General features: G+C 55.0%; 16 protein-coding genes, 1 other RNA gene and 1 pseudogene. 5 read left to right on the top strand and 13 right to left on the bottom strand.

Annotated features, from left to right (window positions below):
* Positions 1-54 precede the first annotated feature (54 nt).
* Positions 55-151, bottom strand: an RNA gene (gene ffs, locus OGV67_RS03025) — signal recognition particle sRNA small type.
* An 84-nt stretch (positions 152-235) separates the two neighbouring features.
* Between ffs and OGV67_RS03030 the strand changes: the two are divergent.
* Positions 236-625 (top strand): annotated as a pseudogene (locus OGV67_RS03030) (MGMT family protein).
* 35 nt (positions 626-660) lie between these two features.
* Here the strand turns inward: OGV67_RS03030 and OGV67_RS03035 are convergent.
* The gene (locus tag OGV67_RS03035; protein ID WP_012133527.1) at positions 661-1,230 is read right to left on the bottom strand and encodes a YbaY family lipoprotein; all 570 of its coding nucleotides are present in this window, start codon (positions 1,228-1,230) and stop codon (positions 661-663) included.
* 215 nt (positions 1,231-1,445) lie between these two features.
* Here OGV67_RS03035 and tesB point away from each other — a divergent pair, with 215 nt between their 5' ends.
* Positions 1,446-2,306 (top strand): acyl-CoA thioesterase II, encoded by an 861-nt coding sequence (gene tesB, locus OGV67_RS03040; RefSeq protein ID WP_012133528.1) that lies wholly within the window; start codon positions 1,446-1,448, stop codon positions 2,304-2,306.
* A gap of 48 nt (positions 2,307-2,354) precedes the next feature.
* Here tesB and amtB read toward each other — a convergent pair whose 3' ends face one another.
* The 5 genes from amtB to decR form a co-directional block, all read right to left on the bottom strand.
* Complete coding sequence (amtB, locus tag OGV67_RS03045) at positions 2,355-3,641, bottom strand: ammonium transporter AmtB (protein ID WP_024130590.1); 1,287 nt, start codon at positions 3,639-3,641, stop codon at positions 2,355-2,357.
* Between the two features lie 31 nt (positions 3,642-3,672).
* On the bottom strand, positions 3,673-4,011 hold the full coding sequence (glnK, locus tag OGV67_RS03050; protein ID WP_012133530.1) for a P-II family nitrogen regulator: 339 nt from the start codon (positions 4,009-4,011) through the stop codon (positions 3,673-3,675).
* Between the two features lie 256 nt (positions 4,012-4,267).
* Complete coding sequence (locus OGV67_RS03055; RefSeq protein WP_071259890.1) at positions 4,268-6,046, bottom strand: SmdB family multidrug efflux ABC transporter permease/ATP-binding protein; 1,779 nt, start codon at positions 6,044-6,046, stop codon at positions 4,268-4,270.
* Positions 6,039-7,811, bottom strand: a complete 1,773-nt coding sequence (locus tag OGV67_RS03060) for a SmdA family multidrug ABC transporter permease/ATP-binding protein (RefSeq protein ID WP_071259893.1) — start codon at positions 7,809-7,811, stop codon at positions 6,039-6,041. Before OGV67_RS03060 ends, OGV67_RS03055 begins: the two co-directional genes overlap by 8 nt.
* A gap of 44 nt (positions 7,812-7,855) precedes the next feature.
* On the bottom strand, positions 7,856-8,314 hold the full coding sequence (gene decR, locus OGV67_RS03065) for a DNA-binding transcriptional regulator DecR (RefSeq protein WP_012133534.1): 459 nt from the start codon (positions 8,312-8,314) through the stop codon (positions 7,856-7,858).
* Positions 8,315-8,426: 112 nt separating this feature from the next.
* On the opposite strand from decR, the gene OGV67_RS03070 reads away from it, so the two are divergent.
* A complete protein-coding gene (locus tag OGV67_RS03070; protein ID WP_012133535.1) occupies positions 8,427-9,482 on the top strand; it encodes a PLP-dependent cysteine synthase family protein in 1,056 nt (351 codons plus the stop codon).
* Between the two features lie 52 nt (positions 9,483-9,534).
* On the opposite strand, the gene cof is transcribed toward OGV67_RS03070, so the two are convergent.
* Positions 9,535-10,353 (bottom strand): HMP-PP phosphatase, encoded by an 819-nt coding sequence (gene cof, locus OGV67_RS03075; RefSeq protein WP_286464919.1) that lies wholly within the window; start codon positions 10,351-10,353, stop codon positions 9,535-9,537.
* 100 nt (positions 10,354-10,453) lie between these two features.
* Between cof and OGV67_RS03080 the strand changes: the two genes are divergently transcribed.
* Together OGV67_RS03080 and queC are read left to right on the top strand one after the other, a co-directional pair.
* Positions 10,454-12,190 carry an SgrR family transcriptional regulator gene (locus OGV67_RS03080; protein ID WP_071259896.1) on the top strand — a complete coding sequence of 579 codons (1,737 nt, stop codon included), beginning with the start codon at positions 10,454-10,456 and terminating at the stop codon, positions 12,188-12,190.
* Positions 12,191-12,217: 27 nt separating this feature from the next.
* Positions 12,218-12,913 (top strand): 7-cyano-7-deazaguanine synthase QueC, encoded by a 696-nt coding sequence (gene queC, locus OGV67_RS03085; protein ID WP_049008410.1) that lies wholly within the window; start codon positions 12,218-12,220, stop codon positions 12,911-12,913.
* Positions 12,914-13,021: 108 nt separating this feature from the next.
* On the opposite strand, the gene fadM is transcribed toward queC, so the two are convergent.
* The 5 genes from fadM to lon form a co-directional block, all read right to left on the bottom strand.
* On the bottom strand, positions 13,022-13,420 hold the full coding sequence (gene fadM, locus OGV67_RS03090; protein WP_012133539.1) for a long-chain acyl-CoA thioesterase FadM: 399 nt from the start codon (positions 13,418-13,420) through the stop codon (positions 13,022-13,024).
* 92 nt (positions 13,421-13,512) lie between these two features.
* Positions 13,513-13,887 (bottom strand): helix-hairpin-helix domain-containing protein, encoded by a 375-nt coding sequence (locus tag OGV67_RS03095; protein ID WP_049008409.1) that lies wholly within the window; start codon positions 13,885-13,887, stop codon positions 13,513-13,515.
* A gap of 149 nt (positions 13,888-14,036) precedes the next feature.
* A complete protein-coding gene (gene ppiD, locus OGV67_RS03100; protein WP_012133541.1) occupies positions 14,037-15,908 on the bottom strand; it encodes a peptidylprolyl isomerase in 1,872 nt (623 codons plus the stop codon).
* Positions 15,909-16,131: 223 nt separating this feature from the next.
* A complete protein-coding gene (hupB, locus tag OGV67_RS03105; RefSeq protein ID WP_003021629.1) occupies positions 16,132-16,404 on the bottom strand; it encodes a nucleoid-associated protein HU-beta in 273 nt (90 codons plus the stop codon).
* A 209-nt stretch (positions 16,405-16,613) separates the two neighbouring features.
* Positions 16,614-18,968 (bottom strand): endopeptidase La, encoded by a 2,355-nt coding sequence (lon, locus tag OGV67_RS03110; RefSeq protein ID WP_012133542.1) that lies wholly within the window; start codon positions 18,966-18,968, stop codon positions 16,614-16,616.
* Between the last annotated feature and the right edge of the window lie 65 nt (positions 18,969-19,033).

Raw genomic sequence — 19,033 nt, forward strand, 5'->3', positions numbered from 1 at the left:
TATGACAAGAGGAGGAAAATGAAGAGGTTGCCGGACGGCAGAATTGGGTGGGGGCCCTGCCAGCTACATCCCGGCACACACGTCATCTGCTCTGGCTGCTTCCTTCCGGACCTGACCTGGTAAACAGAGTAGCGTTGCGGGAGAACCAACAGAGCCCCCATTGAGAGCGTTGTTAACCAACGCGCAGGCGCATTATCACTGCTGGCCCCTGTAAATGCAACCCATCCAATATCGGATGCTGTTTTCTTGCGCAATGAGGCTTCACTCCCCGGCGATTCACGATTATGCTGGAAGATTATCGCAGGAATGAATGATGGACAGACAAGACACTTTCCCCCAACGCGTCTGGCAAATCGTGGCCTCAATCCCCGAAGGGTTTGTCACGACTTATGGCGACGTCGCCCGCCTCGCCGGTTCACCTCGTGCCGCGCGTCAGGTCGGCGGCGTATTAAAACGATTGCCGGAAGGCAGCACCCTCCCCTGGCATCGGGTCGTGAATCGTCATGGCGCCATCTCCCTGACCGGGCCAGACCTGCAACGCCAACGTCAGGCGTTACTGTCAGAAGGCGTGGTGGTCTCGGGGAGTGGGCAAATCGATATGCAACGATATCGCTGGATTTATTAACCCTCTCCGGCCGGAGAGGGTTGTCCTGTGAGAGCTTAGTACTGTGTCGGCGCCGGTACGGCGGAAGACGGGTTCACCTGCGTCGGTGACGTTGACGGTACGGTTGTCGCTGCGCCGCCGCTGGCCTGAACAGGCACTGCCGTTTGCTGAACCGGCACCAGCGTCAGATCCGCTTTCGTGCCGCCCTGATTAATGACTGGCTGTACGGTATCGGTGATAAAGACCAGTTTGTCATTAATCGTCACGGCGGCGCTCAACAGAATCCGCGCATTTGGCTGGATGTCAGCCGGGTTAAACGGCAGTACAAAGCTAAATGGCGACTGTTTCCCCTCGGTGCGCACCGCTTTCTGCGACAGCACTTTCGACGGCGCATCCGCCAGTGAGGCATCAGACAGCGTCACGGTCAGTACGGCATCCGGTGGCAGGGCCACTTTCTGACGGATCCAGACAGTACCGGAGACATTAGGTTGCTGAATAGTTGACTGTGTAGCCACGCCAGAAGTATTTGGGTCAGGCGCAGGCGTCTGGATATCTGCGCTTCTGTCTGCGCAGGCTGCCAGAGCAACCGCAACCGCTAAACCACTTACCATGTGCACGAGTTTCATTAAATTCTCCTTATCATCAATGCATCAGCGGGAGGTGCTTTACCCGCCGGAAGAGTGGTTAACAAAGACATAACGTGACTAAGTGTGGCATATCTCACTTATTTTTGCCTGGAATTAGTCCGTAATTCAGACTATTGCACCCATCGGACCACTTTCAAAATTGCGTTATACTCTGCCTACCTCGCTTCGGCGCCGTTGTTACCTGGAGAGCACGTATGAGTCAGGCACTGAATAATTTGCTGTCATTGTTAGATCTGGAAAAAATTGAAGAAGGACTCTTTCGGGGCCAAAGTGAAGACTTAGGATTACGTCAGGTTTTTGGTGGTCAGGTGGTCGGTCAGGCGCTGTATGCCGCCAAAGAGACCGTACCTGAACAACGTCTGGTTCACTCTTTTCACAGCTACTTTCTGCGCCCCGGCGACAGCCTGAAGCCCATTATTTACGATGTGGAAGTTCTGCGCGACGGCAACAGTTTCAGCGCGCGTCGCGTCGCCGCCATCCAGAACGGGAAGCCTATTTTCTATATGACAGCCTCCTTCCAGGCGCCGGAAGAGGGATTTGAGCATCAGAAAACCATGCCGGACGCCCCTGCGCCGGAAACGCTGCAATCGGAGACGGAGATCGCCCGCTCATTGGCGCATCTGCTGCCGCCCGTGCTGAAAGAGAAATTTATCAGCGACCGCCCGCTGGAGATCCGCCCGGTGGAGTTCCACAACCCGTTAAAAGGCCACGTTGCGAACCCGACGCGTCAGGTCTGGATCCGCGCCAACGGTACGATACCGGATGATATCCGCATTCATCAGTATCTGCTGGGTTATGCTTCCGATCTGAATTTCCTGCCCGTCGCGCTGCAACCCTACGGCATCGGCTTCCTGGAGAAAGGTCTGCAAATTGCCACGATCGACCATTCAATGTGGTTCCATCGCCCTTTCAACATGAACGAATGGTTGCTGTACAGCGTAGAGAGCACCTCGGCTTCCAGCGCCCGTGGTTTTGTTCGTGGGGAGTTTTACACGCGGGATGGCGTGATGGTCGCGTCGACCGTTCAGGAAGGCGTGATGCGCAATCGCAATTGAAAATGGCCGAATGGCGACGCACAAGCGTCGCCTCCGGCCTGTTGATGATCAGGCGTTATACGCATTCTCGCCGTGGCTGTTGACGTCCAGACCTTCGCGCTCCTGCTCTTCCGGTACGCGCAGCCCAACGGTGATATCCGCCAGTTTGTAGCCGATAAACGCCACTACGCCAGACCAGACGATGGTGATAGCGATACTCTCCAGCTGCACCAGCAGCTGATGCCCCATCGTCACGCCTTCGGCAAACCCTACACCGCCGAGGGTGGTGGACGCAAAGATCCCGGTCAGGATACACCCAACGATGCCGCAAACGCCGTGGATGCCAAACACATCGCAAGGATCGTCCACACGCAGCAGACGTTTAAGCATCGTCACGCCCCACAGACCCGCCAGCCCCGCAACGACACCGAGAATCAACGCGCCGCCGACGCCAATGTAACCACAGGCTGGCGTTATGCCGACCAGTCCCGCGATAGCGCCGGAGCAGGCGCCCAGCAGAGACGGTTTACCGCGCAGCGCCCACTCGCCGAAAATCCACCCCAGAATAGCGGCAGCCGTTGCCACCACGGTGTTAACAAAGGCCAGTGCAGCAATCTCGTTCGCCATGCCCGCCGACCCGGCGTTAAAGCCAAACCAGCCGATATAGAGGATCGCGGTGCCGGTGAAAACCATCGGCAGGTTATGGGGTTTGAACGCCTCTTTACCAAAGCCGACACGCTTGCCAATCAGATAAGCGCCCACAAGACCAGCAATCGCCGCATTGATATGCACGACCGTACCGCCCGCAAAATCCAGCGCGCCGTGAGAAGCCAGCAAACCGCCGCCCCAGACCATATGCGCAATCGGGATATAGGAGAGCGTCAGCCACACCACCACGAAAATCAGTACCGCAGAGAAGCGGATACGTTCAGCCAGCGCCCCTACGATCAGCCCGACGGTAATGCAGGCGAAAGAGCCCTGGAAAGCAACGTGAATATACTGGTAGAAACTGCCCATCACTGCCGTAAGTTCAATATTTTTCAGCATCACCCAGTTGAAGTCGCCAAAGAAGTTGTTCCCCTCGCCAAAGGCCAGCGAATAGCCGTAAACAACCCACAAAATACAGACCAGCGCGAAGGTGACGGCAACCTGCGTCAACATCGACAGCACGTTCTTTCCACGGATCAATCCGCCATAGAACAGAGCAATGCCCGGAATGGTCATGAACAGCACCAGCGCGGTGCAAATCATCATAAAGGCATTGTCGGCTTTATCCACAACCGCCGGAGCCGCCATTGCCAGACCTGGAAGCAAAGCCAGTGAAGCAAGGCCAGTTTTCATCGTTGCTATCTTCATCTTTTCGTTCCCTATCACTGTGTGCCAGGAGTTACAGTGCCGCTTCGTCGGCTTCGCCGGTACGAATACGAATGACACGTTGCAGCTCAGCGACAAAAATTTTGCCGTCGCCAATTTTTCCGGTGTAGGCCGCCTTGCTGATGACCTCAATGACTTCATCAAGCTGGTCGTCGGCAATCGCCACATCAATCTTCACTTTGGGCAAGAAGTTGACGCTGTATTCCGCACCGCGGTACAGCTCGGCATGGCCTTTCTGACGCCCGAAGCCTTTCACTTCGGTGACTGTCAGCCCTTGAATACCAATCGAAGACAGTGCTTCACGGACGTCTTCCAGTTTGAACGGTTTGATTACCACGGTAACCAGCTTCATAGATCCCCTCCTGTCAGAATTCGATAATGTCTGCCGCTTCACGACAGGGATATTGCAAGGGGTGTGCCAGAAATGAAAAACGCGGGATAATTCAGGCTTGTAGGGTGCGGCAGAGGAAGGAGAAGAAAAAACGCACTATAACGGTGCATGGTACGTTACATTTTTGCACCAGATTGTTGATTGCCGGTTGGCGGCGTAAGCACCTTATCCGGCCTACAAGAGCGCATTGTCCGTAGGCCTGATAAGCGCAGCGCCATCAGGCGCTGAGCGATTCCTCACGCGCGCTGGCCGCCAGCTCTTCACCGGCAAGCTGTAGTTGGTACATCTGCCAGTAACGCCCTTGCGCTTCAAGCAGTTGTTGATGCGTACCGCGCTCGACCGCCTGCCCGCGATGCAGCACCAGAATGGTGTCCGCATCAACAATGGTTGACAGGCGATGTGCAATCACCACCAGCGTGGTGTGTTCACGCACTGCCGCCAGCGCTTGCTGAATCGCCTGCTCAGTACCGGAGTCAATGCTGGCGGTGGCTTCATCCAGAATCAGAACCTGCGGCGTATCAACCAGCACCCGCGCCAGCGCCAGCAGCTGTTTCTGCCCGACGGACAGATTATTGCCCTGCTCGCCCAGCCGGGTGTGGATACCCTCGCTCAGACTACGCGCCAGCTCCGCCAGTTGCACGGTTTCCAGCGCCTGCCAGACCTGTTCCTCAGAAATATCGCGCCCCAGCGTGACGTTTGCCAGGAACGTATCCGCCATCACCACCGGGTCCTGCTGCACCATCGCGACTCCCTGACGTAAAACCCCGTGGCTCAACGTTGACAGCGAACGGTCGTCAAGGCGAATGTCTCCCTGTGTAAGCGGGTAATACCCCATCAGCAGGCTGGCGAGGGTACTCTTGCCGCTGCCGGTATGCCCGACCAGCGCCACAAAGCTGCGCGACGGAACGGAGAGCGTAATGTTTTGCAGCACCAGATTGTCGTCACGGTAGGCGAAGGAGACATCATCAACGTCAATCCTGCCCGACTGCAACGGGCGCTCATCCCGACCATAATCCTGGCGTGGGCCGTCCATCAGTTCGAATACGCGCTCCCCCGCCACCGCAGCCTGTTGCAACATCGACTGTTGGGTCGTCAGTTCAATCAATGGCTCGTTCAGACGCCCCAGATAGCTGATAAAGGCGTACAACACCCCGACTTCAATGGTGCCGCGCGAGGTAAAGCTAAACAGCATCAGTAATCCGCAGAGGATCAGCGCGGAGAAAAGGCTGAGCAGCGGGCGCAATAAAAAGCCGTCCAGTCGCAGGGTCTGCATCCGCGCCATATAGTGCGAGCGGCTGGCCTCCCCCATTCTCTCGCCGAACCGCGCCTGCTGGCGGAACTGCTGAATAACGCTCATGCCGTTAATGACCTCATTGAAGCCATCATTGATGTCCGCCAGATATGTCCGCACGCGGCGCACAATCGGCGTGCTATAGCGCTGGTAAATCACCATCACCACCAGCACCGCCGGGAAAATCGCCATCGCGACCAGCGCCATCCGCCAGTCGAGGCTGAACATGGCGACCAGCATCGCGCCAATTAACGCCGCGCTACGCAGCACCGTCGCCACGACCGTGACGTAAAGGTCGCGGATGACTTCCGTATCATTGGTCACGCGAGAGATCAGTTGCCCCACCGGCTGCGTGTCAAAGGCGCTCAGTGGCTGGCGCAAAGCGGCATCCATCACATCGGTACGCAGTTGTTGCACTACGCCGACGGCCGCCTGATTAAACAACAGCGACTGCGCATAATGCAGCCCCGCCGCCAGAAACTGTAAGCCAATGTACGCCGCCACCAGCCCCGCGACCGTGCCCAGCGGCAGGTGGCTCTTCGCGACCATATTGTCGATAAAGTAGCTGATAAGTAACGGGCCGCTGACTTCCGCCGCCGCCGCGATCCACAGCATCACCACGGCGATGGCAAGCGGTTTACGCCACGGCGAACCATACGCCAGCAGCCTTTTCAGGGTCGGCCATAACTGTCCAAAACTACGCATCTGCCGTCTCCTCGTTGATTTCAGGAGCGTCAGTCAGCGTCGCCTCCAGTTGCTGATAGCGATACATATCGCGATACCAGCCCGTTTGCAGCACTAATTCATCATGATCGCCACGCTGGGCGATATGGCCATGCTGCATCACGATAATCTCGTTGGCTTCCGTCAGAGCGGATAAGCGGTGCGCGCTAATAATCACGGTGCGCCCCTCTCCCCACTGGCGTAAATTATGCAGAATCTGGTGTTCGGTACGGCCATCCACCGCCGACAGCGCATCATCCAGAATCAGGATTTCCGCATTGAGCAGTAACGCGCGCGCAATAGAAATGCGCTGTTTTTGCCCGCCGGACAGCATGACGCCGCGTTCGCCCACTTCGGTGTCATATCCTTGAGGCAGACGCAAAATATCCTCATGCACGCTGGCCAGCCGCGCCACCTGTTCAATCTCTTCCTGCGTCGCGTTTGGGCGCCCCAGCGCGATGTTATTGCCGACCGTGTCGGAGAACAGGAACGGCGTCTGGCTGACGACCGCCAGGCGACTGCGCCAGCTATCAAGCTGCAAGCGCGTCAGCGGAATATCATGAAAACGGATATCCCCCTGCGTAATATCGAAATGGCGCTGAATAAGCGAAAGAAGAGTGCTTTTCCCCGCGCCCGTCGGCCCGCAGATCCCCAGCATCTGCCCTGGCTCAAGCTGGAATTGCACATTTTCCAGCGCCGGATGCGCGGTTTGCGGGTAGCTGAATTCACGAATGGAGACCGTCAGCGCTCCCCGCCCTTCCGGCACCGCCTCCGTTCCGTCGTTGACGACCGGCGCTTCCGCCAGCATCGCGCGGATACGGCTGTACGCTGCGCTACCGCGTTCCACAATGTTAAACATCCAGGCCAGCGCTAACATAGGCCAGATCATCAGCCCGAGGTACATCATAAAGCTGGTCAATTCCCCAAGCGTCAGCGTACCGTGCACTACCATCCAGCTTCCGCCGCCGATGGCGAGCAGATTAGCCATGCCGATGGCAATATAAATCGTGGGATCAAAACGGGCGTCGATACGCGCTACCCGCATATTTTTCTTCCCGGTGTCTTCCGCGTCCGCCGCAAACAGCGACGACTGTCGATCTTCAAGGCCAAAGGCTTTGATCATGCGAATGCTAGTCAGGCTCTCCTGGGTACGATCGTTCAGACTGGAAAACGCCGCCTGCGCCAGTTTGAAGCGGTTATGCAGACGGTCGCCGTAGCGCTTGATCATCAGCGCCATAATCGGCATAGGCAGCAGCGCGAACAGCGTCAGTTGCCAACTGAGCTGCGTTGACATCACGATCAGCACGGCGCAGCCCATCACCAGCGAATCCACCAGCGTGAGCACCCCTTCACCGGCGGCAAAGACGACACGATCGACGTCGTTAGTCGCGCGCGCCATTAAGTCGCCGGTGCGATGTCGCAGATAAAATTCAGGATGCTGACGACTGAGCTGGCGGTAGTAATCTTCACGCAGTTCAACCGCCAGTTGATAAGAGGCGCCGAACAGCAACACGCGCCAGACATAGCGCAACAAATAGACGATTACCGCAACCATGGCCATCGTGCCCACCCACATCAATACCTGGCCGGTAGTGAAATGTTGCGCAGTGACGCCATCCACAACGATCCCGACCACTTTGGGCGGGATCAGCTGAAGGACAGCGATAATGATAAGCAAGGCCACGGCGCCGAGATAGCGACGCCACTCCCGACGGAAGTACCAGCTTAATTGAGCAAATAATCGCACGCGTTATATCCTGACATGATTTCCGGCAATATTTTCCGGGAGAATTATTCAATAGGCAGAGCGGTTGTGTACTTAATCTGTTCCATCGCAAAGCTCGACGTTACGTCTGACAATCCCGGAACACTGTTCACCAGACGTTTGTAGAAGTCGTCATAACGCTTCATATCTGCTACCTGAACCCGCATCAGATAGTCGTATTCCCCGGCCATACGCCAGAACCCCAGCACTTCCGGCATTTCGGTGACCACCGTCACGAAGCGGCTGTACCATTCACTGCTGTGATGCTGGGTTTTGATCAGTACGAACGCCGTTAACCCCAGACCCAATTTCTCTGGGTCCAGCAGCGCGACTTTACCGAGGAGAATGCCGTCGTCTTCCAGACGTTTCAGCCGTTTCCAGCAGGGTGTGGTGGTCAGATTAACGGCATCGGCCAGCGCCTGCAAAGAGAGGGTGCAGTCCTGCTGCAACAAAAGCAGCAGCTTACGGTCAATTTTATCTAACATACCCACCCCACAGAGAAGATTTTTCTCCTTACATTCTATTTTAAAGGTGAAATGGCAACAATTTTTTCCGTGCTTTTCGCTAATCTGGGCACAAAATGACAAATGGAAATTAATGATGAATAGCACCTGGGTTAAAAACGCCATTAATGAAATTAACGCTGACTATCAGCGTTCAGCCGACACGCATCTGATCCGGTTGTCGCTACCGGCGTTTCCGGGCATCCAGATCTACCTGAAGGATGAAAGCACCCATCCGACCGGCAGCCTGAAGCACCGTCTGGCGCGTTCATTGTTCCTGTATGGGTTGTGTAACGGCTGGATTAAAGAAAACACAACCATTATTGAATCCTCCTCCGGTTCAACGGCGGTTTCCGAAGCCTGGTTCGCCCGACTGCTCGGCCTGCCGTTTATCGCGGTAATGCCTTCCTGCACGGCAAAACGCAAAATCGAACAAATTGCGTTTTATGGCGGTCGCTGCCACTTTGTCGAAAGCGCCTGCGAGATTTACGCCGCCTCCGAGCAGCTGGCGCACGAACTGAACGGTCACTATATGGATCAGTTCACCTATGCCGAACGCGCCACCGACTGGCGCGGCAATAATAATATCGCCGACAGTATTTTCCATCAGATGCAGCGTGAGCCGAATCCGGTGCCGAAGCATATCGTGATGAGCGCGGGGACGGGCGGCACGTCAGCGACAATTGGCCGCTATATTCGCTGTCATGGGTATGACACGCGCCTGATGGTGGTTGACCCGGAAAACTCGGTCTTCCTGCCCTACTGGCAGGATCGCGACGCCACATTGCGCAGCCCGGTGGGCAGCAAAATTGAGGGGATTGGCCGCCCGCGCGTGGAACCCTCCTTCATCCCGGATGTGGTGGACGAAATGCTGCGCGTACCCGACGCCGCCAGCGTCGCGACCGCGCACTGGCTGGAAACACAGCTGGGCCGTAAAGTGGGTGCCTCCACCGGCACTAATATGTGGGGAACGTTGCAGATTGCGGCCAGAATGCGCGACGCCGGAGAGACCGGTTCTCTCGTCACGCTGCTGTGTGACAGCGGCGAACGCTATCTCGACACCTATTACAATCCCCAGTGGGTTAACGATCACATTGGCGATTTAGCGCCGTGGCAGGCGGAAATTGCCCAACTGCTGAACGTCCGTTAAGCGGCATAAAAAAAGCCAGGCTTTACGGGCCTGGCTTGCTGGAAAGGATCGCTCATTCGGGGGAATAAGGTAGATGCGGATTATCCAGCCAATGCGTTAAAAAGTGAGAGACCGCCTGATTACGACAATGGCCAATCACTGAAAGATGAGGCAGTTCAGCGATCAGTTGCGGCATCGCGTTGCCCATAATCAAACCACGTCCCACGCTCTCCAGCATTTCGCGATCGTTCATCGCATCGCCAAACGCCATGCATTCCGTCAGCGACAGCCCCAAATGGTCGCTTAATACCGCCAGCGCGGAACCTTTATTACAGCCGAGCGGCAGCACTTCCAGGCAATCCACAGCGGAAAAGCAGAGATTCGCCCGCTCACCCAGCGCCTCATTCAGTTGAATACGCAGCCGGATCAGATCGTCGTGATCGCCACAGAAACAGATCTTCGTGACCTGGTGGGCCGGGATACGTTTGACATCCACGATCTGATAGTGGAACCCGCTGTAGACATGCGCCTGTAATAGCGCGGGGATCGCGCTCCCCGTAAACCAGCCGTTATCGTTGAATACGTGCATACTGGCCCGGGTATCCCACGCCTGGTGCAATACGCGATCCGCAATGGCGGGGTCCAGATCCTGGCGATGCAGCATATCGCCTTCCTGCGAATGAATGCGCGTCCCGTTGCCGGTTATCAAAAACGCATCCATTGAGATGGCCCCCAGAATATGCCGCATTTCCAGCACATGCCGACCGGTCGCAAACGTCAAAGTGATATCGCGTTCACGCAGGCGCGCCAGCGTTGCAAGGGTCCCATGACCCAGATGGTGGTTTGGCATCAAAAGCGTGCCATCCATATCAAATGCAGCCAGACGAGCCATCTCTTTCTCCACACTGTGACGCAATTAACTTGTGATTGAGTATCACCTGAGATATACGGAAGTAATAGTGAATAGATAAAATGAATTGTTCCGGGTTTCAATGAGACTTCTCAACCGTTTAAAACAATATCAACGTCTCTGGCAGCCCTCGGCCGGAGAACCTCAGTCGGTCACCGTTGGGGAACTGGCGGAGCGCTGTTTTTGTAGCGAACGCCACATCCGTACGCTACTACGCCAGGCGCAGGAAACCGGTTGGTTAACATGGGAGGCGCAATCCGGGCGGGGTAAGCGCGGTAAACTGCAATTTCTGGTCACGCCGGAGTCACTGCGCAATACCATGATGGAGCAAGCGCTGGAAAAAGGTCAGCAGCTTAATGTGCTGGAGCTGGCACAGCTGGCGCCAGGCGAACTGCGTACCATGCTGCAACCGTTTATGGGCGGGCAGTGGCAAAACGACACGCCGACCCTGCGTATTCCCTACTATCGTCCGCTGGACCCGTTGCATCCGGGATTTCTGCCCGGTCGCGCAGAACAGCATCTTGCGGGACAAATTTTCTCCGGCCTCACCCGCTTTGACAACGCCAGCCAGCGCCCCTGCGGGGATTTAGCACATCACTGGGATATCTCCGCCGACGGTATGCGCTGGGATTTTTATATTCGCTCTACCCTGCACTGGCATAATGGCGATACGGTAGAAACTGCGCAGCTGCACGCGCGCCTGCTGATGCTGCTTGACCTGCCAGCCCTCAATAAATTGTTTATCAGCGTCAAGCGTATTGAAGTCACCCATCCGCAATGCCTGACGTTCATTCTCCATCGCCCTGATTACTGGCTGGCGCACCGTCTGGCAAGCTACTGTAGCCACCTGGCGCACCCGCATCAGCCGCTGTCAGGCACCGGACCTTTTCGGCTGACGTTATTTACGCCGGAGCTGGTACGCCTGGAAAGCCACGACAATTACCACCTTTGCCATCCGCTGCTAAAGGCGATTGAATACTGGATCACGCCTCAGCTTTTTGACCAGGATTTAGGCACCAGCTGCCGTCATCCGGTACAGATTGCCATCGGCAACCCAGAGGAGCTGGCCTCACTTAGCCAGGTAAGCAGCGGTATTAGCCTGGGATTTTGCTACCTGACGCTTAAAAAAGGCTCGAAACTCAGCCTGCAACAGGCGCGTCGCCTGGTAGACATCATTCATCATACGTCGTTATTACAGACGCTGCCGGTAGATGAAAATCTGATCACGCCCAGCAACGCGCTGCTGCCAGGCTGGGTAATGCCGCAATGGAAGGGGCTGGAATCCGTTGAATTACCGAAAAAACTGACGCTGGTCTACCACCTTCCCGTTGAGTTGCACACCATGGCGGAGCAACTCCAGCAATATCTGGCAACGCTCGGCTGTGAATTAACGTTGATTTTCCACAATGCGAAAAACTGGGATAACTGCCCTTCGCTGGCAAAAGCGGATCTCATGATGGGCGACAGGTTGATTGGCGAAGCGCCGGAATATACGCTTGAGCAGTGGCTACGCTGCGATCAACTCTGGCCGCATGTGCTGGATGCCCCTGCTTTCGCCCATCTTCAGGCCACGCTGGATGCCTTACAAACTCAGCCCGGTGAAGACGACCGCTATACTGCGTTACAACAGGTATTCACGAGTCTGATGAATGACGCCACGCTTACGCCGCTTTTTAACTATCACTACCGTATTAGCGCGCCGCCGGGCGTCAATGGCGTTCAACTCAATCCACGCGGCTGGTTTGAGTTTGAGAAAGCATGGCTTCCGCCGCCGCGCGGTGAAGAAGCTGGTCGCGGCCATCCACAGGCGCTACCATAGCGTTTTTCGTTTTTGTCAGGATAAGTTATGAAACGTGCCGTCGTTGTATTCAGTGGAGGCCAGGACTCCACAACCTGTCTGGCGCAAGCGCTGCATCAGTATGATGAAGTGCACTGCGTCACCTTTGATTATGGTCAGCGCCATCGCGCTGAGATTGATGTTGCACGTAATCTGGCCTTAAAACTCGGCGCGCGTGCGCATAAGGTGCTGGACGTAACGCTACTGAGCGAACTGGCGGTCAGTAGCCTGACGCGCGATAACATTCCCGTACCGGACTATGAACCGGATGCCGACGGTATTCCGAATACGTTTGTCCCTGGGCGTAATATTCTGTTTCTGACTCTGGCGGCGATTTACGCTTATCAGGTGAAAGCCGAAGCGGTGATCACCGGCGTTTGCGAGACGGATTTCTCCGGCTACCCGGACTGCCGCGATGAGTTTGTCAAAGCGCTGAATCATGCCGTCACCCTGGGTATGGCGAAGGATATTCGCTTTGAAACCCCGCTGATGTGGATTGATAAAGCCGAAACCTGGGCACTCGCCGATTACTGGGGCAAGCTGGATCTGGTGCGCGAAGAGACGCTGACCTGTTATAACGGCATCAAAGGTGACGGTTGCGGGCAGTGCGCCGCCTGTAATCTGCGCGCCAACGGTCTGAACCATTATCTGGCGGATAAACCGGCAGTGATGGCGGCAATGAAGCAGAAAACAGGGTTAAAGTGATCGTTTTGCCGGATGGCGGTGCACGCACCTTATCCGGCCTGGCGACATTCACCGTGGTCAATGTCGCCCGCAGGCCTGATAAGCGAAGCGCCATCAGGCAACTTTCCGTTACTTCACCATCTGCTCCAGTTTCTCGCGTAACTCACCTTCCAGCGGCAATGCTTTCTGCGTTTTCAAATCAATACAGACAAAAGTAATCTGCGCGTCCACCACAACCTGCCCTTCCGGCTCAAGCGTAATGACCTGGCTTAAAATGCCGCTCTTCCCGTTTAACTGCTGCACCTGACTGGTGACGGTCAGCAGATCGCTCAGCACGGCAGGGCGACGGTAGTTAATATTAATATTCACCACCACAAAAGCGATGTTGCGGGCCGTCATCCATTGAAAGCTGTCACTGTTTTCCAGCCCATCCCAGCGTGCTTCTTCAAGAAACTCAAGATAGCGGGCATTATTAACGTGCTGATAAACATCAAGGTGATAACCACGGACTTTGATTTGTGTTTGCATAGCGCAATAACCTTACGTTGTTGTTATAGGAACAGAGGCCATAACTGGTATGACCTCATTATCCTGGCAAACTTTTGCCACAGTGCAAGTTATTACAGCGTCAGCACCGCCAGATTGCGTTCCACCAGCGAACTCCCCATCCCCGGAACCTGCTTTAAATCATCCACCGTTTTAAACGGCCCATACTCTTCCCGATAGTTGACTATCGCCTGCGCTTTTTTCAGCCCGACGCCATTCATCACCCGCGCCAGATCTTCCGCTGAAGCCGTGTTGATACTGACCCTCGCGCCTTCATCATCGCTGGCCTTTGCAGGCACGGAGGCTTTAGTCTGCGCGGACGCAGACGAATCCGCCTTTGTTTGTACCGCCTGATTTTTCTCTACCGTTCCGGCAGCCAGCGCGTTGTGCGTCATGCCTGCGCAGGCCAGAGTCATCGTGACCAGCAGTGCGTTGATTCCATGTTTCATACTGTTTTCTCCTTGTGTGTTAACAGTGGCATCACGATAGCGGGGCGGCGAAAGGCAAACAAATAGCAAATATCAGAAATGGAAAAGGCCGCGAAGGCGGCCTTTGAGGGTTACAACTTTTTGCAGTTTTTTGCGAAGCGTCTCGGTGATTACTGCTGTTCCAGCGCATCGCCGACTTTGATTTTCGCCGCTTTACGCAGGTTACTCATCAGCGCTTCAAAGGTAATCTGCGCGTTATTCTGGGTAATACCCTGAACCATCGCTTTTTTCTGCTCTTCCGGCATAGAGCCCGCTTTCACGTCGTCCAGCGCCAGCAGCACAACGTTGCCCTGCATATCGTTAGCGACGCCATAGCTCGGCTTATCTTTCTCTGGCAGACCCAGCGCAAACGCAGCCTGGCTTACCGGGTCCTGCCCGGTACGGCTCAGCGTTTTCGCTTCGCCAAAGCTCAGACCGGCCGCTTTCATCGCTTCTGCGCCTTTACCCGCTTTCAGCTCAACCAGCAGTTTGTCAGCATCCAGTTTTGCCTGCTGCTCTGCTTTGTTGTGCTTAACGAGCGCAGCCACCTGCTCTTTCACGTCAGCCAGAGGCTTAACCGCTTCAGGTTTATGCTCGCTGATGCGCAGCACGAATGCGCGGTCGCCATCCACGGTGATGATATCGGAGTTGCTGCCCGGCGTACCGTTCTCGCCAACCAGACCACCGTTGAAGATAGCATCGGCAACCGGTTTAAAATTCAGCTCTTCTGGCAGGTTGTCATGGCTGAACCAGCCGGTTTCAACCGCTTTCACGCCAGCGGCCTGTTCCGCGCCCGCCAGAGATTCGGTATCGTTGCTCGCCGCATCGCTGACTTTTTGTTGCAGCGCGTAATAGGCATCCAGCGCTTTTTCCTGCTTCACTTTCGCGGCAATGTCATCACGCGCTTCGCTCAGCGGTTTCACTTTCGCAGGCTGAACATCATCCAGACGCGCAACCAGGAAGCCAACAGAGGATTTAATCACGCCAGACAACTGGCCTTTTTCTTTCAGACCGGCATTTTTCAGTTCGTCCGGCGTGGTGGCGTCTTCCAGCCAGCCCATATCGCCGCCGTTGCGCGCAGAGATAATATCTGCGGATTTCTCTTTCGCCAGCGCGGCAAAATCACCGCCTTTGTTCAGCGCGTCCAGCACCGCTTTCGCTTCATCTTCCGTTTTAGTCTGAATGACGCTGTAACGGTTACGCTGCGGCTGGGTGAACTGATCCTGATGCTGGTCATAGTAAGACTGGATATCCGCATCGTTGACCGTTTCCTGCATAGCAGCCGCATCCAGCTTGATGTAGCTCACGCGGAACTGCTCCGGGGTCATAAAGCGGTTCTTGTTCTGCTCGTAGTAGCTGGACACTTCCTGATCGGTAGCCTGCTGCTTCGCAGCCAGTGCGTTCACGTCAATCGTCGCTTCACGCACCACACGCTGCTGCGCGACTAACGCCGCCAGCTCGTCCGTTTCACCTTTCAGCATGAAATCAGTACCGGCAACGCCAGCAATCAGTTGCTGGGTGGTGAGCTGGTTACGCAATGCCTGAGCATACTGATCGGCGGTCATCCCCATCTGATTCACAATCGCGTTGTAGCGGTTGTTATCAAATTTGCCGTCAACCTGGAAAGCCGCCGTTGAAAAGATGGCCTGCTTAACCTGTTCGTCGCTGATGCTGAGTTTAAGCTCATGCGCGTATTGATCCAGCAAGGCTTCATCGATAAGACGATTCAGTACCTGCTGACGCAACGTTTTCATGTAGCCTTCATTCGCCGCCAGTTCAGAATACTGATCGCCCAGCTGCTGCTGCATACGATTACGTTCGCTGTTAAACGCATTCTCAAACTGCGAGCGGCTGATTTCCTGGTCATTCACTTTTGCGGCGTAGTTATTGCTTCCGCCAATCAGGTAACCACTCACGCCGGTCAAAATGAACGACACGATAATGATACCGAAAATAATCTTGAGCACGAGACTGTTAGCAGCCGTGCGTAAGCTGTCCATCATGGTGTAACCACACTCCGCTGTAGGTGACTGTTTTGCGTATTCATACTTCACGCAGCATAGCGTTTTCTGAACGCTGCGCGGAAAGCTGTATTGTGACAAGAAACCGGGGTAATTGTCAGCCCACAACCAGCATAAACTCAAATAAAGTAGTACTGGACAAATAAAAAAGGCACATCAGATGATGCGCCCTTGTACTTTGTCACATCCCCAGGGGGAGAAGCTCTTAGTTTACCGCGTCTTTCAGCGCTTTACCTGCACGGAAACCCGGCACTTTAGCGGCGGCGATGGTGATCTCTTTACCTGTTTGCGGGTTGCGACCAGTACGGGCAGCACGCTCTTTAACAGCAAAAGTACCAAAACCTACCAGCGCTACATCATCACCTTCTTTCAGTGATTCAGTGACAGAAGCAATAATTGCATCTAACGCACGTCCAGCCGCAGCCTTAGAGATATCAGCCCCTGCAGCAATTTTGTCGATCAGTTGAGATTTATTCACTCTTCTCTTCCTCTTTTATAATTTATATCGCACCGGAATCCTTCAAAGTGCGACCGCGCAGCAGTTATATCAGGCCTGCCATGCCCTTACAACACCCGTTAATGATGGCAAGCCCGATCCGTCATCTAAATTAGCTATACAAAAAAAGGCTGGCAAGCACGAAATGCCCTGCCAGCCCTGTTTTTCTTAGCGCTATTTGCGCGAGGTCACTATTTTGCGGTGACAACCTGTATGCCGGACGGCTCATTTTGCAACGCAAGAGTCAGAACTTCCTCAATGCGTTTCACCGGATGAATGTCCAGATCGGCAATAACGTTGTCTGGAATCTCTTCCAGATCGCGTTTATTCTCAAACGGAATTAACACGGTTTTGATCCCGCCACGGTGCGCCGCCAGCAGTTTCTCTTTCAGGCCGCCGATAGGCAGTACCTGGCCTCGCAGGGTAATTTCCCCGGTCATCGCCACATCAGCGCGAACAGGATTACCCGTCAGGCAGGAGACCAGCGCGGTACACATCGCAATACCGGCGCTCGGGCCGTCTTTCGGCGTCGCCCCTTCCGGTACGTGAACGTGGATGTCGCGTTTTTCGTAAAAGTCTGGATTAATACCCAGTTTTTCCGCACGCGCACGCACCACGGTCAGCGCAGCCTGAATAGATTCCTGCATAACCTCACCGAGAGAACCGGTGTAAGTCAGTTTGCCTTTACCCGGCACACAGGCGGTTTCGATGGTCAGCAGGTCGCCGCCCACTTCCGTCCATGCCAGACCCGTTACCTGACCCACACGGTTTTCGTTGTCCGCACGACCATAGTCAAAGCGCTGTACGCCGAGGTAGTCATGCAGGTTATCGCCATCGATCACAATGTGTTTCAGCGACTTATCCAGCAGCAGCTGTTTCACGGCTTTGCGGCACAGTTTGGAGATTTCACGCTCCAGGCTACGCACGCCCGCTTCACGGGTGTAGTAACGGATAATGCCGATAATGGCGCTATCCTCAACCGTCAGCTCACCTTTCTTCAGCGCGTTACGCTCGATCTGTTTCGGCAGCAGGTGCTGTTTAGCAATGTTCAGCTTCTCGTCTTCGGTATAACCGGACAGACGAATCACTTCCATACGATCCAGCAGTGGCGCCGGAATGTTCATGGAGTTGGAGGTGGCAACGAACATCACGTCGCTGAGATCGTAATCCACTTCCAGGTAGTGATCGCTGAACGCCACGTTTTGCTCAGGGTCCAGCACCTCAAGCAGCGCAGAGGCCGGATCGCCACGCATATCGGAAGACATTTTGTCGATCTCATCGAGCAGGAACAGCGGGTTTTTAACGCCCACTTTGGCCATTTTCTGGATCAGTTTACCCGGCATAGAGCCGATGTATGTCCGGCGGTGGCCGCGGATTTCTGCTTCATCACGCACGCCGCCGAGCGCCATACGGATATATTTACGCCCGGTCGCTTTGGCGATGGACTGGCCCAGAGAGGTTTTACCTACCCCCGGCGGCCCAACCAGACACAGGATCGGCCCTTTGATTTTGTTTACACGGCTTTGTACCGCGAGATACTCAAGGATGCGATCTTTCACACGCTCCAGACCGTAATGGTCTGTGTCGAGAATTTCCTGCGCCTGACGCAGGTCTTTTTTGACCTTGCTACGCGCGTTCCACGGCACCTGCACCATCCAGTCGATGTAGCCGCGTACAACCGTCGCTTCCGCCGACATCGGAGACATCATTTTCAGCTTCTGCAATTCTGCTTCCGCTTTCTCTTTTGCCTCTTTCGGCATTTTCGCCGCGTCGATTTTACGCTTCAGCGCTTCATTTTCATCCGGCGCGTCGTCCATCTCGCCCAGTTCTTTCTGAATGGCTTTCATTTGCTCATTCAGATAATACTCACGCTGAGATTTCTCCATCTGCTTTTTAACGCGGTTGCGAATACGCTTCTCAACCTGCAACAGATCGATTTCAGATTCCATCATCGCCATCAGATACTCCAGACGTTCGTTAACGTCGGACATCTCCAGCACGGACTGCTTATCCGCCAGTTTCAGCGGCATATGGGCAGCGATGGTGTCCGCCAGACGCGCAGGATCGTCAATGCTATTGAGCGACGTCAGCACTTCCGGTGGGATTTTTTTGTTCAGCTTGATGTAGCCTTCGAACTGACTGATGGCAGTGCGCACCAGCACTTCCTGCTCGCGCTCATCAATCGCTGGCGATTCAAGGTATTCCGCCTTAGCGGAAAAGTGTTCGCCGTTATCTGACAGCGCAGAAATACGCGCGCGCTGCAACCCCTCAACCAGCACTTTGACAGTACCGTCAGGCAGTTTCAGCATTTGCAAAATTGAGGCCACGGTCCCGACGGTGAAAAGATCGTTTACACCCGGCTCATCCGTTGATGCTTCTTTCTGGGCGACCAGCATGATTTTTTTATCATGGTCCATAGCCGCTTCCAGACAACGGATAGATTTTTCCCGCCCTACAAATAAGGGTATGACCATGTGCGGATAAACCACCACATCGCGCAACGGCAATACGGGGATTTCAATGCGTTCAGAGCGCTCAGGATTCATAGAACTCTCTCTTAGTTTAGTGTCCGCCAGGTAATCAGACTGCGCGACTGTGCTTCACGCAGCCA

It is taken from the genome of Citrobacter sp. CK188, assembly GCF_030333525.1.
GTDB lineage: Bacteria > Pseudomonadota > Gammaproteobacteria > Enterobacterales > Enterobacteriaceae > Citrobacter_B > Citrobacter_B koseri.